General features: G+C 72.8%; 11 protein-coding genes. 4 read left to right on the top strand and 7 right to left on the bottom strand.

Annotated elements, in window-relative coordinates; translation table 11 throughout:
• Positions 1-309: 309 nt before the first annotated feature.
• From ACIO9K_RS23195 to ACIO9K_RS23185, 3 genes are all read left to right on the top strand, one after another.
• Positions 310-1,488 (top strand): ROK family transcriptional regulator, encoded by a 1,179-nt coding sequence (locus ACIO9K_RS23195; protein ID WP_363618753.1) that lies wholly within the window; start codon positions 310-312, stop codon positions 1,486-1,488.
• Between the two features lie 245 nt (positions 1,489-1,733).
• The gene (gene dxs, locus ACIO9K_RS23190) at positions 1,734-3,641 is read left to right on the top strand and encodes a 1-deoxy-D-xylulose-5-phosphate synthase (protein ID WP_400332580.1); all 1,908 of its coding nucleotides are present in this window, start codon (positions 1,734-1,736) and stop codon (positions 3,639-3,641) included.
• 137 nt (positions 3,642-3,778) lie between these two features.
• Positions 3,779-5,308 carry an ArnT family glycosyltransferase gene (locus tag ACIO9K_RS23185; protein WP_371519210.1) on the top strand — a complete coding sequence of 510 codons (1,530 nt, stop codon included), beginning with the start codon at positions 3,779-3,781 and terminating at the stop codon, positions 5,306-5,308.
• A gap of 75 nt (positions 5,309-5,383) precedes the next feature.
• On the opposite strand, the gene ACIO9K_RS23180 is transcribed toward ACIO9K_RS23185, so the two are convergent.
• The 5 genes from ACIO9K_RS23180 to ACIO9K_RS23160 all read right to left on the bottom strand — a co-directional run bounded on the left by ACIO9K_RS23180 (position 5,384) and on the right by ACIO9K_RS23160 (position 12,124).
• Positions 5,384-7,513 carry a 3-hydroxyacyl-CoA dehydrogenase NAD-binding domain-containing protein gene (locus ACIO9K_RS23180; RefSeq protein WP_400332576.1) on the bottom strand — a complete coding sequence of 710 codons (2,130 nt, stop codon included), beginning with the start codon at positions 7,511-7,513 and terminating at the stop codon, positions 5,384-5,386.
• A gap of 2 nt (positions 7,514-7,515) precedes the next feature.
• Positions 7,516-8,760, bottom strand: coding sequence for a thiolase family protein (locus ACIO9K_RS23175; protein WP_400332573.1), 1,245 nt, complete (start codon positions 8,758-8,760; stop codon positions 7,516-7,518).
• 238 nt (positions 8,761-8,998) lie between these two features.
• Positions 8,999-10,243 carry an HRDC domain-containing protein gene (locus ACIO9K_RS23170; RefSeq protein ID WP_363580384.1) on the bottom strand — a complete coding sequence of 415 codons (1,245 nt, stop codon included), beginning with the start codon at positions 10,241-10,243 and terminating at the stop codon, positions 8,999-9,001.
• Between the two features lie 163 nt (positions 10,244-10,406).
• A complete protein-coding gene (locus ACIO9K_RS23165) occupies positions 10,407-11,141 on the bottom strand; it encodes a response regulator transcription factor (protein WP_063349472.1) in 735 nt (244 codons plus the stop codon).
• A 320-nt stretch (positions 11,142-11,461) separates the two neighbouring features.
• Positions 11,462-12,124 carry a DUF3000 domain-containing protein gene (locus ACIO9K_RS23160; protein WP_363368843.1) on the bottom strand — a complete coding sequence of 221 codons (663 nt, stop codon included), beginning with the start codon at positions 12,122-12,124 and terminating at the stop codon, positions 11,462-11,464.
• 146 nt (positions 12,125-12,270) lie between these two features.
• On the opposite strand from ACIO9K_RS23160, the gene hemE reads away from it, so the two are divergent.
• On the top strand, positions 12,271-13,374 hold the full coding sequence (gene hemE / locus ACIO9K_RS23155; RefSeq protein WP_063349474.1) for a uroporphyrinogen decarboxylase: 1,104 nt from the start codon (positions 12,271-12,273) through the stop codon (positions 13,372-13,374).
• A 68-nt stretch (positions 13,375-13,442) separates the two neighbouring features.
• Here the strand turns inward: hemE and ACIO9K_RS23150 are convergent, their stop codons facing one another.
• Together ACIO9K_RS23150 and ACIO9K_RS23145 are read right to left on the bottom strand one after the other, a co-directional pair.
• Complete coding sequence (locus ACIO9K_RS23150) at positions 13,443-14,405, bottom strand: DUF4349 domain-containing protein (protein ID WP_400332567.1); 963 nt, start codon at positions 14,403-14,405, stop codon at positions 13,443-13,445.
• 88 nt (positions 14,406-14,493) lie between these two features.
• Entirely contained in the window at positions 14,494-14,946 is a 453-nt protein-coding gene (locus tag ACIO9K_RS23145; protein WP_363618746.1) for a DUF523 domain-containing protein, read from the bottom strand.
• Between the last annotated feature and the right edge of the window lie 43 nt (positions 14,947-14,989).

Below are 14,989 nucleotides of genomic sequence, written 5' to 3'. Positions count from 1 at the left end.
CATCTGATTCCCCGTCATTCCTGGAAGCGTCCCCCTGCCGGTACCGCCCCGCGGTCCGGGGGGACGCGTGAGATAGGGCACCATGCTAGTGGTGGGTGTTTTTCGGTCGAACCCAGGACTCCGTCGGCCCGTTTCCGTCCGTTCCCCCGCCACCTCCCCCGCCACTTTCCCCCGCCGCTCCCGGGCCCGCCGCCGGTCCCCGTCGCCCCGTCCCGGCCCGATCAGCGCCGATCCGCGGCACAGGCCCTACCCTTCAGGAGTTGAAGGGGACGTCCCGGCGGAGGGGTCCCCGCCCTGGGAGGGTGGATCATGTCGACGGACACACCGGGCTCGCAGTCGTCCTTGCACCGGGCGAACCTGGAGCGGGTGCTGCGCGCGGTGCGGACGGCCGGTTCGCTGACCCAGGCCGAGATCGCCCGCGGCACCGGCCTGTCCGCGGCCACCGTCTCCAACATCGTGCGGGAGTTGAAGGAGAGCGGCACCGTCGTGGTCGCCGACACCTCCTCCGGCGGCCGGCGGGCGCGCAGCGTCTCGCTCAGCGGGGACGCGGGCATCGTGGTGGGCATCGACTTCGGCCACACCCACCTGCGGGTCGCGGTCGGCAACCTCGCGCACCGGGTGCTCGCCGAGGAGAGCGCCCCGATCGACGTGGACGTCTCCGCGGCGCAGGGCTTCGACCGGGCCGAGGCGATGGTGGAAAGGCTGCTCCGGCAGGCCGGGTTCCGCCCGGAGAAGGTGATCGGCGTCGGCCTCGGCGTGCCCGGCCCGATCGACGTGGAGACCGGCGCGCTGGGTTCCACCGCGATCCTGCCCGGCTGGACGGGCATCGCCCCGGGCCGGGAGCTGGCCGAACGGCTCGGCATGCCGGTGCACGTGGACAACGACGCCAACCTGGGCGCGCTCGGCGAACTGGTCTGGGGGGCCGGGCGGGGGCTGAGCGACCTCGCGTACATCAAGGTCGCCAGCGGGGTCGGCGCCGGACTGGTGGTCAACGGCCAGATCTACCGTGGGCCGGGCGGCACCGCCGGTGAGATCGGGCACATCACCCTGGACGAGGCCGGGCCGGTCTGCCGCTGCGGCAACCGCGGCTGCCTGGAGACCTTCGTGGGCTCCCGCTACCTGCTCTCCCTGCTGACCCCGACCCTCGGCCCGGACCTCACCCTGCCCCGGGTGGTCGAGCTGGCCCATCGGGGTGACCTCGGCTGCCGCCGGGTGATCGCCGACGCCGGCCGGCAGATCGGCACCGGCGTCGCCACCCTGTGCAACCTGCTCAACCCGCGCCGGGTGATCCTCGGCGGCGACCTCGCCGAGGCCGGTGAGCTGGTGCTCTCCCCGATCCGCGACTCGGTGGCCCGCTACGCCATCCCGAGCGCCGCCCGCCAGCTCTCGGTGGTCCCCGGCACGCTGGGCGGCCGGGCCGAGGTGCTCGGCGCGCTGGCCCTGGTGATGAGCGAGATGGGGGAGTCCGGGGCGCTGGGGCGGGGCTGAGCCGCTGCGGCCCGGATCGTTCCCGAACGTCCGTTCGTCAATCCAGGGTGACGCGCGACCCCCGGGCCGACCTCCGGGAATGGCGGTAACGGGTCGGTGGCACCGGGCGCGCCGCTCGGTGTCCGGCAAGCGGACATTAGACTCGACCGGTCGGCACCGGCCGCGACCGCCGGCCCGCCGCCAGACCGGGCAGCGACGCCCGTCGGACCGCCCGCGGTCCGCGAACACTGAACGAGGAGGAACGGGTGGCCCTGCTGACCCGCATTCGGGGACCGCGTGATCTCGACCGGCTCACGCCGGGACAGCTGGCCGCACTGGCCCAGGAGATCCGGACCTTCCTGGTGACCGAGGTCGCCAAGACGGGCGGCCACCTCGGCCCCAACCTCGGCGTGGTGGAGCTCACCATCGCGCTGCACCGGGTCTTCGACTCGCCGCGCGACCGCATCCTCTTCGACACCGGCCACCAGAGCTACGTCCACAAGCTGCTCACCGGCCGCCAGGACTTCTCGATGCTGCGGATGAAGGGCGGCCTGTCCGGCTACCCGTCCCGCGCCGAGTCCGAGCACGACGTGATCGAGAACTCGCACGCCTCCACCGTGCTCTCCTACGCCGACGGCCTGGCCAAGGCCAACAAGATCCTCGGCAAGCCGGACCCGGTCGTCGCGGTCATCGGCGACGGCGCGCTCACCGGCGGCATGGCCTGGGAGGCGCTCAACAACATCGCCGACGCCAAGGACCGCCCGCTGGTCATCGTCGTCAACGACAACGAGCGCTCCTACTCGCCGACCATCGGCGGCCTGGCCAACCACCTCGCCACCCTGCGCACCACCCAGGGCTACGAGCGCTTCCTCTCCTGGGGCAAGGACGCGCTGCAGCGCACCCCGGTGGTCGGCCAGCAGCTGTTCGAGACGCTGCACGGCGCCAAGAAGGGCCTCAAGGACTTCATCGCCCCGCAGGGCATGTTCGAGGACCTCGGCCTCAAGTACATCGGCCCGATCGACGGCCACGACCTGACCGCCCTGGAGTCCGCGCTGACCAAGGCGCGCGGCTTCGGCGGCCCGGTGATCGTGCACTGCCTCACCGAGAAGGGCCGCGGCTACCACGCCGCGGAGAACAACGACGAGGACCGCTTCCACGCGGTCGGCAAGATCCACCCGGAGACCGGCCTGCCGATCAAGAACGCCGGCGGCCGGAGCTGGACCTCGGTCTTCGCCGAGGAGATGGTCGCGCTCGGCCACGAGCGGGACGACATCGTCGGCATCACCGCCGCCATGCTCCACCCGGTCGGCCTCGCGCCCTTCGCCGAGGCCTTCCCGGACCGCATCTTCGACGTCGGCATCGCCGAGCAGCACGCCGTCACCAGCGCCGCCGGCCTGGCCACCAACGGCCTGCACCCGGTCTTCGCGGTCTACGCGACCTTCCTGAACCGGGCCTTCGACCAGGTCCTGATGGACGTCGCCCTGCACAGGCTGGGCGTCACCTTCGTGCTCGACCGGGCCGGCGTCACCGGCGACGACGGCGCCTCGCACAACGGCATGTGGGACATGTCGATGCTGCAGATCGTCCCGACCCTGCGGCTGGCCGCCCCGCGCGACGCCGACCAGGTCCGCGCCCAGCTGCGCGAGGCCGTCGAGGTCAAGGACGCCCCGACCGTGGTCCGCTACTCCAAGGGCACCGTCGGCCCGGCCGTCCCGGCGGTCGGCCGGATCGGCGGCATGGACGTGCTGCGCGCCGCCGAGGAGCCGGGCGGCACGCACCGCGCGGACGTGCTGGTCGTCTCGGTCGGCGCGATGGCCGCCACCAGCCTGGAGGTCGCGGACCTGCTGGCCGCCCAGGGCATCACCGCCACCGTGGTGGACCCGCGCTGGGTCAAGCCGGTGGACGCCGCCCTGCCGGGGCTGGCGGCCGAGCACCGGGTGGTCGTCACCATCGAGGACAACGGCCGGGTGGGCGGTGTCGGCGCCGCCGTGGCGCAGGCGCTGCGCGACGCGGACGTGGATCTGCCGGTGCGCGACTTCGGGATTCCGCAGGAGTTCCTGGACCACGCGAGCCGGAACGAGATCCTGGCCGAGATCGGCCTGAACGCCCCGGACATCGCCCGAAAGGTGACGGCCCTGGTCGCCAGCCTGGACGCGGCTCGGGTCGAGGCCTGAGAACGGGCCCGGAACGCGTTCCACCGACGACCGTTCGTCGTAACTCCGTAACAGTTCGTCACGAAACAAGCTGACAATCGCACCGAAAGGCGGGACCGGCGCCGCCCGCGCCGATCCCGCCCGGTAGGTTGTCATCCGTGCCCACCCCCACCCGCTTCCGCTTCGCCGGACTGGCCGAGCGCCTGCCCGAGCGCGTCCGTACCCATGTGCAGACCGGGTACTGGACGAGGCTGGTGCCGGTGCTCGCGCTGGTCGCACTGCTCACCCACATCCCGTCCTTCGCCCGGCCCGTCTGGAGCCCCGACGAGGGGTTCCTGGCCACCCAGGCCCGGATGCTGGCCGACGGCGGAGTGCTGTACGACACCGTGGTGGACCGCAAGCCGCCGTTGCTCCCCTGGCTCTACCAGGCCTGCTTCACGATCTTCGGCTCCGCCTCGCTGTGGCCGCTGCGCACCCTGGCGGTGGGCGCCCACCTGGTCACCGCGATCCTGCTGGCGTCCATCGCCCGCGGCCGCTGGGGCAACCGGGCCGGGGCCGGTGCGGGGCTGCTCTACCTGCTGGTCTCCATCGGGCTCTCCCCGGAGGACACCCAGGCGGCGACCTTCGAGGTCTTCATGCTGCCCGCCATGGTGGCCGCGTTCCGGTACGCCGAGCGTCGCCGCTGGCTGGCCGCGGGCATCGCGGTGGCGCTCTGCTCGCTGACCAAGCAGACCGGCGGCGCGGTGCTGCTGCCCGTGCTCTGGATGCTGTTCCAGGACGCCCGCCGGCGCGGGGTGCGCTGGCCGCCCGCCCTGTTCAAGATCGGCTTCGGCTTCATCCTGCCGATAGCGCTGGTCGCGGTCATCCTGACCAAGCCCAAGGGCTTCCTGTTCTGGGTGGTCACCGGCAGCGGGGACTACGCCTCCTTCGGTGGCGCCTGGCTCCAGATGATCGGCCGCGCGCTCGGCAACTCGGCCATCCTGGTCGCGGCCGGGCTGGGCTTCCTGCTCCCGGTCGGGCGCCGGCTCTGGCTCAAGCACCGCCACCGGCCGCTGCCCGTCGCCGGGGAGGAACACGGCTCCACCGGCGACCTGTGGGTCTGGCTGGCCTCCTCGGTCGTCGCGGTCAGCGTGGGCTTCCACTTCTTCGGCCACTACTACCTACAGCTGATCCCCCCTCTGGTGCTGCTGGGCACCGGGGCGGTGGCCACCTCGGCGGTCCGCTGGAAGCCCGTCCTGGTGTACACCACGGTCGCCTCGACGGTCTTCTGGGCGCTGGCCCTGGCCTGGCCGGGGGAGCGGCTCAACCGCACCACCGAGGTCGCCACCGCGGTCGCCGCCCAGACCACCCCCAAGGACACCGTCCTGGTCTGGGGCATGCACCCCGAGCTGTACTGGCTGGCCGACCGCAAGCCCGCCACCCGCTACCTGACCGCCGGCTTCCTGACCAACTACAGCGGCGGCAAGGACGGCAACGCCAACGTGGGCGAGCAGTTCAGCGTCAGCAACGCCTGGCAGACCTTCGACAAGGAGCTCGCCGACAACCTGCCCGAGGTCGTGGTGGACGACTCCGGCATCGCCCCGTACCAGCCGGTGCTGGTCCCGCGGATCGAGAACCTGCTGGACACCCACTACGAGATGGTCGGCGTCTTCGCCGACACCGTGGTCTACCGCCTCAAGAAGAGCTGACCACCCCCGCACACGCCGGAGCCCCGGTGACCGTCCAGGTCACCGGGGCTCCGGCGGGTGCGGGGGCGCTGCGCGTTACGCGGGCACCGAAGCCACGCCGGGGGCGAGGAAGCGCTTGCCGTTCACCCGCTCCGAGACGCCCTCGCGGTCCAGGTACGGGGTGATCCCGCCCAGGTGGAAGGGCCAGCCGGCACCGGTGATCATGCAGAGGTCGATGTCCTGCGCCTCGGCGACGACACCCTCCTCCAGCATCAGGCCGATCTCCTGGGCCACGGCCTCCAGGGCGCGGTCCAGGACCTGCTCCTCGGTCAGCACGGTGTCGCCGAAGGTCAGCAGCTCCAGCACCTCGGGGTCGAGGACCTGCTTGCCGTCCACCCAGGTGTAGAAGCCGCGCTTGCCGGCCTTGACCACCTTGCCGAGGTTCTCGGAGACGGCGAACCGCTCCGGGAACGCGCCGTGCAGGGTCTCCGAGACGTGCAGCGCGATGGCCGGGCCGACCAGCTCCAGCAGCACGATCGGGGACATCGGCAGGCCGAGCGGCTCGACGCCCTTCTCGACGGTGGCGATCGGGGTGCCCTCGTCGATGACGGTCTGGATCTCGCCCATGAAGCGGGTCAGGATGCGGTTCACCACGAACGCCGGGGCGTCCTTGACCAGCACCGAGGTCTTCTTCAGCTTCTTCGAGACGCCGAAGGCGGTGGCCAGCGAGGCGTCGTCGGTCTGCTCGCCGCGGACGATCTCCAGCAGCGGCAGGATCGCGACCGGGTTGAAGAAGTGGAAGCCGACGACCCGCTCGGGGTGCTTCAGCTTCGAGGCCATCTCGGTGACCGACAGCGAGGAGGTGTTGGTCGCCAGCACGCAGGTCGGCGAGACCACGTTCTCCAGGTCCGCGAAGACGGTCTGCTTGACGCCCATCTCCTCGAACACGGCCTCGATCACGAAGTCCGCGTCGCCGAAGGCGGCGGCCTTGTCGAGCGAGCCGCTGACCAGGCCCTTGAGACGGTTGGCCTTGTCCTGGCCGATCCGGCCCTTGCCGAGCAGCTTGTCGATCTCGGCGTGGACGTAGCCGACGCCCTTGTCGACGCGCTCCTGGTCGATGTCGGTGAGGACCACCGGCACCTCCAGACGGCGGGCGAACAGCAGCGCCAGCTGCGAGGCCATCAGACCGGCGCCGACGACGCCGACCTTGCTGACCGGGCGGGCCAGCGACTTGTCCGGCGCGCCGACCGGGCGCTTCGCCCGGCGCTGCACCAGGTTGAAGGCGTAGATGCCGCTGCGCAGCTCGCCGCTCATGATGAGGTCGGCCAGGGCCGCGTCCTCGGCGTCGAAGCCGGCCTGGAGATCGGAGTCCTTGACCTGCTGGATGATGTCCAGCGCCTTGTAGGCGGCCGGCGCGGCGCCGTGCACCTTGGCGTCGGCGACCAGGCGGCCCCAGGCGACGGCGTCGTCCCAGGCCTTGCCGCGGTCGATCTCCTCGCGCTCGACGACGACGTCGCCCTTGAGGACCTTGGCGGCCCACAGCAGCGACTGCTCCAGGAAGTCGGCCGGCTCGAAGATCGCGTCGGCGATCCCCAGCTCGAACACGTCCTTGCCCTTGAGCTGCTTGTTCTGGTTCATCGAGTTCTCGATGATGACCTTGATCGCCCTCGAGGGGCCGATCAGGTTCGGCAGCAGGGTGCAGCCGCCCCAGCCGGGGACGAGGCCCAGGAAGACCTCCGGCAGCGAGAACGCCGGGACGCCCGCGCTGACCGTGCGGTAGGTGGCGTGCAGGCCGACCTCGACGCCGCCGCCCATCGCCGCGCCGTTGTAGAAGGCGAAGGAGGGGACGGGCAGCGCGGCGATCCGCTTGAAGACCTCGTGGCCGCCCTTGCCGATGGCCAGCGCGTCCGCGTGCTCCTTGAGCAGCTCGACGCCCTTGAGGTCGGCGCCGACCGCGAAGATGAACGGCTTGCCGGTGACGGCGACGGCGACGACCTTGCCCTCGGCGGCCTCGGCCTCGACCTGGTCCAGCGCGGTGGACAGCTTCAGCAGCGAGCCCGGGCCGAAGGTGGTCGGCTTGGTGTGGTCGAAGCCGTTGTCCAGGGTGATCAGGGCCAGCTTGCCGGCCTGCAGCGGCAGGTCCAGGTGGCGCACGTGCGCGGTCGTGACGACCTCGCCGGGGAACAGCTCGGCGCCGTGCTGCAGCAGCTCAGTGGTGCTCGTCATGTTCACTTACCACCCTCGAGCTCGGACGACTTTTCCGCTCCGCTCCAGTGCGGGTTCTCCCAGATGACGGTCCCGCCCATGCCGAAGCCGATGCACATCGTGGTGAGGCCGTAGCGGACGTCCGGGCGCTGCTCGAAGCGGCGGGCCAGCTGGTTCATCAGGCGCACGCCGGAGGAGGCCAGCGGGTGGCCGAAGGCGATCGCGCCGCCGTACGGGTTGACCCGCTCGTCGTCGTCCGCGATGCCGTAGTGGTCGAGGAAGGACAGCACCTGGACGGCGAAGGCCTCGTTGACCTCGAAGGCCTGGATGTCGTCGATGGTCAGACCGGCCTTGGCCAGCGCCTTCTCGGTGGCCGGCACCGGGCCGATGCCCATGACCTCGGGCTCCACGCCCGCGAAGGCGTAGGAGACCAGGCGCATCCTGACCGGGAGGCCGAGCTCCTCGGCGACGTCCTCGGCGGCCAGCAGCGAGGCGGTGGCGCCGTCGTTGAGGCCGGCCGAGTTGCCCGCGGTGATGTTGCCGTGCGGGCGGAAGGGGGTCTTCAGACCGGCCAGGCTCTCCATCGTGGTGCCCGGGCGCATCGGCTCGTCCACGGTGGCCAGGCCCCAGCCGGTCTCGCCGACCTCGGGGTTGGTGTTGCGGATCGAGATCGGCACCAGGTCGGGCTGGATGTCGCCGTTGGCGTACGCCTTGGCGGCCTTCTCCTGCGAGCGCACGGCGTAGGCGTCGCAGCGCTCCTTGGTCAGGTGCGGGAACCGGTCGTGCAGGTTCTCCGCCGTCATGCCCATGAACAGGGCGGACTCGTCGACCAGCTTCTCGGAGACGAAGCGCGGGTTCGGGTCGACGCCCTCGCCCATCGGGTGGCGGCCCATGTGCTCGACGCCGCCGGCCACGACCACGTCGTACGCGCCGAAGGCGATGCCGCCGGCGGTGGCGGTCACGGCCGTGAGCGCACCGGCGCACATGCGGTCGATCGAGTAGCCGGGGACGGACTTGGGCAGGCCGGACAGCAGGGCGGCGGTGCGCCCGATGGTCAGACCCTGGTCGCCGATCTGCGTGGTGGCCGCGATGGCGACCTCGTCGATGCGCTCGACGGGCAGGTTCGGGTTACGGCGCACGAGCTCCCGGATGCACTTGACGACCAGGTCGTCGGCGCGCGTCTCGTGGTAGATGCCCTTCGGGCCGGCCTTGCCGAACGGGGTGCGGACGCCATCGACGAAGACGACGTCCCTCACGGTACGAGGCACGGGGGCTCTCCTCCCAGGGACCAACATTTGAGGTGGGCAGGCTGCCGCCGGTGAAGACCCGAGCGGCGCCGCTTCACCGTCATGCTACCGGTCGGTAACCAACCTGCCCAGGCCTCACGGAGGGTTCACCCCGTGTGTCCCGCGACACGTCCGACCGGCGGAGTTCGAAAGACGGACCCCGAATACGCCGAAGGGGGTGTCGTCACGAGGACGGCACCCCCTCCGGACGCGCTCCAGGTCAGTCCTGGGCGGCCGCGGCCTCGGCGAACGCGGCGGCCACCACCGGCGCCACCAGGTCGACCTGCCACTGCCGGGCGCCGAGCCGGCGCAGCGCGGCGGCCACGCCCGCGGCGGCCGGATCGGCCGGCGGCTCCCAGGAGACCCGGCGCACCAGGTCCGGGGTGATCAGGTTCTCGGCCGGCAGGTTGTGCCGCTCGGCGAGGTCCGCGACCGCGGCGCGCGCCCCGGACAGCCGGGCGGCGGCCACCGGGTCCTTCTCGGCCCAGGCCCGCGGCGGCGGCGGCCCGTCGTGCGGCGCGGAGGCCGGCGGCAGCTGGTTCTCCGGGACCTCCCGGCCCCGCTGGACGGCCGCCAGCCACTGCTCCAGCTGGCGCCGGTGCACCCGCGGCCCGAAGCCCTGGACGCCCTGCAGCGCGGCGATGTTCAGCGGCATGGCCAGCGCGGCGTTGACGATCGCGGCGTCCGAGAGCACCCGGCCCGGCGAGACGTCGCGCTCCTGCGCCAGCCGGTCCCGGGCCAGCCACAGCTCGCGCACCACGGCCAGCTGGCGGCGCCGGCGGACCTTGTGCAGCTGCGAGGTGCGGCGCCACGGGTCGGTGCGCGGAGCCGGGCGCGGTGCGGCGGCGATCGCCGCGAACTCCTCCAGGGCCCAGCCGAGCTTGCCCTGGGCGTCCAGCTCCTGTTCGAGTGCGTCGCGCAGCTCGACCAGCACCTCGACGTCCAGAGCGGCGTAGCGCAGCCACGGCTCGGGCAGCGGGCGGGTGGACCAGTCGACCGCGGAGTGCTCCTTGGCCAGGCTCAGCCCGAGCACGCTCTCGGTCATCGGCCCGAGGCCGACCCGGGCGAAGCCGGCGATCCGCCCGGCCAGCTCGGTGTCGAACAGCTGCCGGGGTCTCATGCCGACCTCGGCCAGGCAGGGCAGGTCCTGGGTGGCCGCGTGCACCACCCATTCGGTGTCGGCGAGGGCGTCGCCCAGGCCGCTGAGGTCGGGGCAGGCGATCGGGTCGATCAGCGCACTGCCGGCGCCCGCACGGCGCAGCTGAATGAGGTACGCGCGCTGCCCGTAGCGGTAGCCGGAGGCCCGCTCGGCGTCGACGGCGACCGGTCCGGTGCCCCCGGCGAAGGCGGCGACGGTGGCGGCCAGCGCCTGCTCGTCCGCCACGACGGGCGGGATCCCCTCCTTCGGTTCGAGGAGCGGGACCGGGGCTGCTTCTTCTGGGATGGCTGCTACGGCGTCGGTCACCCACCAAGGGTACGACGGTCCTCGCGGCCGGGAGTGTTGTCGGACTGGTCAGACCGGGTCCGTGACTATGCCACGGGGCCCGGGCGGTGGCCGAGGGGCACGGCTACGGCGGTCGAGGAGGAAACGTTCCTCCTCGACCGCCGCGGCGGGTCCGTCCGAGGACTCAGTGGATGATGCCGGTGCGCAGCGCGACCGCGACCATCCCGGCGCGGTCGCCGGTGCCCAGCTTGCGGGCGATCCGGGCGAGGTGGCTCTTGACGGTGAGCGCGGACAGGCCCATCGCCACCCCGATCGCCTTGTTCGACTGTCCTTCGGCGACCAGCCGCAGCACCTCGACCTCACGGCCCGACAGCTCGCGGTAGGCGGACTGCTGCGTGCCCGGCGCACCGGGCGCACCGGGGGCTCCGTGGGTTCCGTGGGCGCCCGGCGCACCCACGGCGCCAGGCATGCCCGGCATGCCGGGGCGGCGCATCCGCCCGGCCAGCCCGGCGGCGCCGAGCGGCAGGCCCGGGCGGCCGGGCATCGCCACGTTGGTGCGGGTGCCCGTGACGACGTATCCCTTGACGCCGCCGGCCAGCGCGCTGCGGACGGCGCCGATGTCGTCGGCGGCGGACAGGGCCAGGCCGTTGGGCCAGCCCGCGGCGCGGGTCTCGGCCAGGATGGTCAGGCCGGAGCCGTCCGGCAGGTGTACGTCGGCGACGCAGATGTCGCGCGGAGTGGAGACCCGGGGGCGGGCCTCGGCGATCGAGGACACCTCGATCACGTCCCGGACGCCGAGCGCCCACAGGTGGCGGGTGACGGTGTTTCGGACGCGGGGATCGGCGATGACCACCATGGCGGTGGGCTTGGTCGGCCGGTAGGCGACCACGTTTGCGGGGTGCTCAAGAAGGACCGACACCAGGCCTCCTGCGGGGAGTGGCGGACGGAACCCCGAGGGGGCGGTCGGAGTGTTCCGCGTTCGGAAAGGGTCACAGTCTGCTTCGGCAGCTACCGTGCCCGGCTTTAGCGAAAGATCACGATCTAGTGAGTAACAATACGGACAAATCGCGCATATGAGTGATACGACCCGTCCTGAATTCGCACAAAATCGATCAGATCTGGTGCTGATCGGTCGGTTTCAACCGGTTAATTGACCCAGAGCGGGTTCGAAGTCACACTCCGTCAGCCCTGGGGGTGGCATCGGGGCGGCCGGGGCCGCCCGGCCCGGTGCGCCACTCCTCAGTGCGAACGAGGACGCCGCCGCGCGGGCATCGGGACCACCCCACCGAGTGACGGCACATCGGCCGGCGCCTGCGGGGCCGGCGCGGCCGGCGGCAGGCCGGCGCTGATGCACAGCAGGTCCCCCCAGGCCGCCAGGTGCCGCTCGAACCGGCCGTCGGCCGGCGTCCAGGAGGCCCGGATCTCGATCTCGGTCGAGGACGGGCGGTCCGCCAGCCCGCCGAAGTACTGCGAGGCGCAGTGGCTCACCGTGCCGGACGGCTCCGCGTACCCGGCCCCGTGCGCCTGCAGCGAGTCCAGCAGCCAGGCCCAGCCGACCTCCGAGAGCATCGGGTCACCGGCCATCTCCGGCTCCAGCTCCGCCCGGGTCATCGTCACCACCCGGAACTCCCCGTTCCAGGCCTCCTGCCCGGCCGGGTCGTACAGCAGCACCAGCCGGCCGTCCGCCAGCTCCTCGCCGTCCACCTCCACCGAGGCGGTCACCGCGAACGCGTACGGGGCCAGCCGGCGCGGGGCCGGCGCGGGGGAGAGCTGGATCTCGGGCCGCAGACGTGCTCCGTCGAGGGCCTCCACGGCGGCCCGGAACTCGCTCGGAGCCCCCTCCCGACCTGTTCCGCCACCTGCTCCGCCACCCTGCGCGGGGTGCCCGCCGACCGCTGCCATGACCCGAAGACTAGGTCGAAAACCGCGGTTAAGGCCGCAACTTCCGTCCGAGCGGCGTGCCGGAACGGCAAACCCGGCCAGATCTTGGAGGAACCGACGAGACCGGCCGGGAGGAGCGCCCCGAGGCGCATGCGAAGATTTGGACCGTGAGCGAGACTACGGCAGACACCACGGCGGCCACCCCCGACGGCAGGCCCACCCCCGCGCGCCGCGGCGCCGCGCACGACTCCGCGTTCCTGCGCGCCTGCCGGCACGAGCCCGTGCCGCACACCCCGGTGTGGTTCATGCGCCAGGCCGGCCGCTCGCTGCCCGAGTACCTGAAGGTCCGCGAGGGCATCCCCATGCTGGAGTCCTGCATGCGGCCCGAGCTGGTCAAGGAGATCACCCTCCAGCCGGTCCGCCGGCACAAGGTGGACGCGGCGATCTTCTTCAGCGACATCGTGGTGCCGCTCAAGGCCGTCGGCATCGACGTCGAGATCAAGCCCAACGTCGGCCCGGTCATCGCCGACCCGATCCGCACCGCCGAGGACCTCAAGCGGCTGCGCCCGCTGGAGCCCGACGACGTCCCCTACATCACCGAGGCCGTCGGCCTGCTGGTGGACGAACTCGGCGAGACCCCGCTGATCGGCTTCGCCGGCGCCCCCTACACGCTGGCCAGCTACCTGGTCGAGGGCGGCCCGTCCAAGAACCACGAGCACACCAAGGCCATGATGTACGGGCAGCCCGAGCTGTGGGCCGCCCTGGTCGACCGGCTCGCCGACATCACCTCCACCTTCCTGAAGGTGCAGATCGAGGCCGGCGCCTCGGCCGTCCAGCTCTTCGACTCCTGGGTCGGCTCGCTGGCCCCCGACGACTACCGCCGCTCGGTCATGCCGTCCAGCACCAAGGTCTTCGACGCCGTCGCCTCCTACGGCGTGCCGCGGATCCACTTCGGCGTCGGCACCGGCGAGCTCCTCGGCCTGATGGGCCAGGCCGGCGCGGACATCGTCGGCGTCGACTGGCGGGTGCCGCTGAACGTCGCGGCCGAGCGCGTCGGCCCCGGCAAGGGCCTCCAGGGCAACCTCGACCCGGCCGTGCTGTTCGCCCCCACCAAGGTCGTCGAGACCAAGGCCCGCGAGGTGCTGCACGCCGCCCAGGCCCTCGGCACCAGCGGCCACATCTTCAACCTCGGCCACGGCGTCCTGCCGTCCATGGACCCGGACGCCCTCTCCCGCCTCGTCGCCTTCGTCCACGAGGCCAGCGCCCGCTGACCCCGGCGGCGTGCCCCCTCCCGACCGGGAGGGGGCGCGCCGTGTTTCAGTCCTCGCTCGGTCGTCGCTCAGTCCTCCGCGGGCCCTTCCCTCGGGCCGGACTCCGGGGGCAGCGCGGCCGCCGGGCGGCGTCGGCGCCGCAGCCGGAACACCAGCGCCGCCGGGACGCCCAGCACCAGCAGGAACGGCGCCACCGCCGCCAGCCCCACCGCCAGGGCGCGCACGATCGCCACCAGCACGTGCCAGCCGCCGCCCAGCGCGGAGCCGACCGACGCCCCGAAGCCCTCGCCGCCACCCTTCGGCGGTGCCGGGGTGGGCGTCGGCGAGGCGGCCGCACGGCGCACGTCCAGCGTGACGGTCGAGAGCGAGGTCTTGCCGGCCAGCTCCTTCTGCTGCTTCTGCAGCGACTCCAGGTCGGCCTCCCGGCGGCTCAACTCGGCCTCCAGCGTGGTCACCTCGCTCAGCGACTTCGCCTGCCCCATCAGCGCCCGCACCCGCTCCACGCTCGCCTGCTGGGTCTGCACCCGGCTCGCCACGTCCGCGACCTGCTGGGTCAGATCGTCCGCCTGGCTCCTGCGGGACACCACCTGGCCCAGCGCGGCCAGCTGGTCCAGCGTCTGCTGGTAGGCGGCGGAGGGGATCCTCAGCGTCAGCTGGCCGCCCGCCTCGCCCCCCGCCGTGCTCCCCGGCCCGCCCTCCACCGCGCCGGAGACCGACTCGGCGCCGACGTAGCCACCCGCGGCCGCCGTCAACTCCCGGGCCTTCGCCAGCACCTGGGCGACGTCCCCGGTCCGCAGCGTCAACTGCGCGGTGTACGCGATCAGCCGGTCGTCCGCGACCGGCTGGGCGCTCGCCCCCGCCGCCGGAGCCGTCCCGGCGGCGCTCGGCGCGGCGGCCGGTGCCGCCGGGGCGACGGCGTCCGCCTTCGCCGCCTCCCCCGCCCGGCCCGCACCGCCGGCGCTGCACGCCCCGACCAGCAGCACGCCCGCGGTCGCTACCGCCAGTGCCCCCGCTCCTGCCCGTCTCCCCATTCCGAAGCCCTCCCCAAGTCCGCTGTGAGATCTGCCCATTGGACGAAGGAACGCCCCGAGCGGACCCCGCCGGGAGGTCGCGACTCGATCACAGCTCGGCAGCGGACCGGACAACCTCGACGCCCGCCCGCCGCAGCAGCGCCGCCGTCACCCCGTCCCCGGGTCGCAGTTCCCCGGTGAACGTCCCGTCGTACACCCGCCCGCAGCCGCAGGACGGGCTGCGCGCCATCAGCACCGCCCGCCGCGCCCCCGCAGCCTCGGCCGCCGCCAGCGCCGCCCGGGCCCCGGCCACGAACTCCGCCGTACAGTCCGCGCCCGTCGCGTCCACCACCCGGGCCCGCCCGTCCAGCACGTCGGCTCCGTCCCCGCCGACGATCTCCGCCGCAGGGCGCGGGGTCGGCAGCCCGCCCGCCCCCTCCGGGCACACCACCACCGCCCGCCCCGCCTCGACCAGCCCCACCACGTCCGGCGAGGTCTTCGCCCGCCCGTCGTACCGGCACGGCACCCCGGCCAGACACGCACTCACCACGATCGGTTCCATAGCACACAGCCTAGGCAGCGGCTCGCAGGGCCTCGGAACTCGC

Origin of the sequence: Kitasatospora sp. NPDC087271, assembly GCF_044744605.1 — a bacterium.
Lineage (GTDB): Bacteria > Actinomycetota > Actinomycetes > Streptomycetales > Streptomycetaceae > Kitasatospora.
Note: the sequence above shows the minus strand (reverse complement) of the source record. Positions and strands in the feature narration are given on the sequence as shown.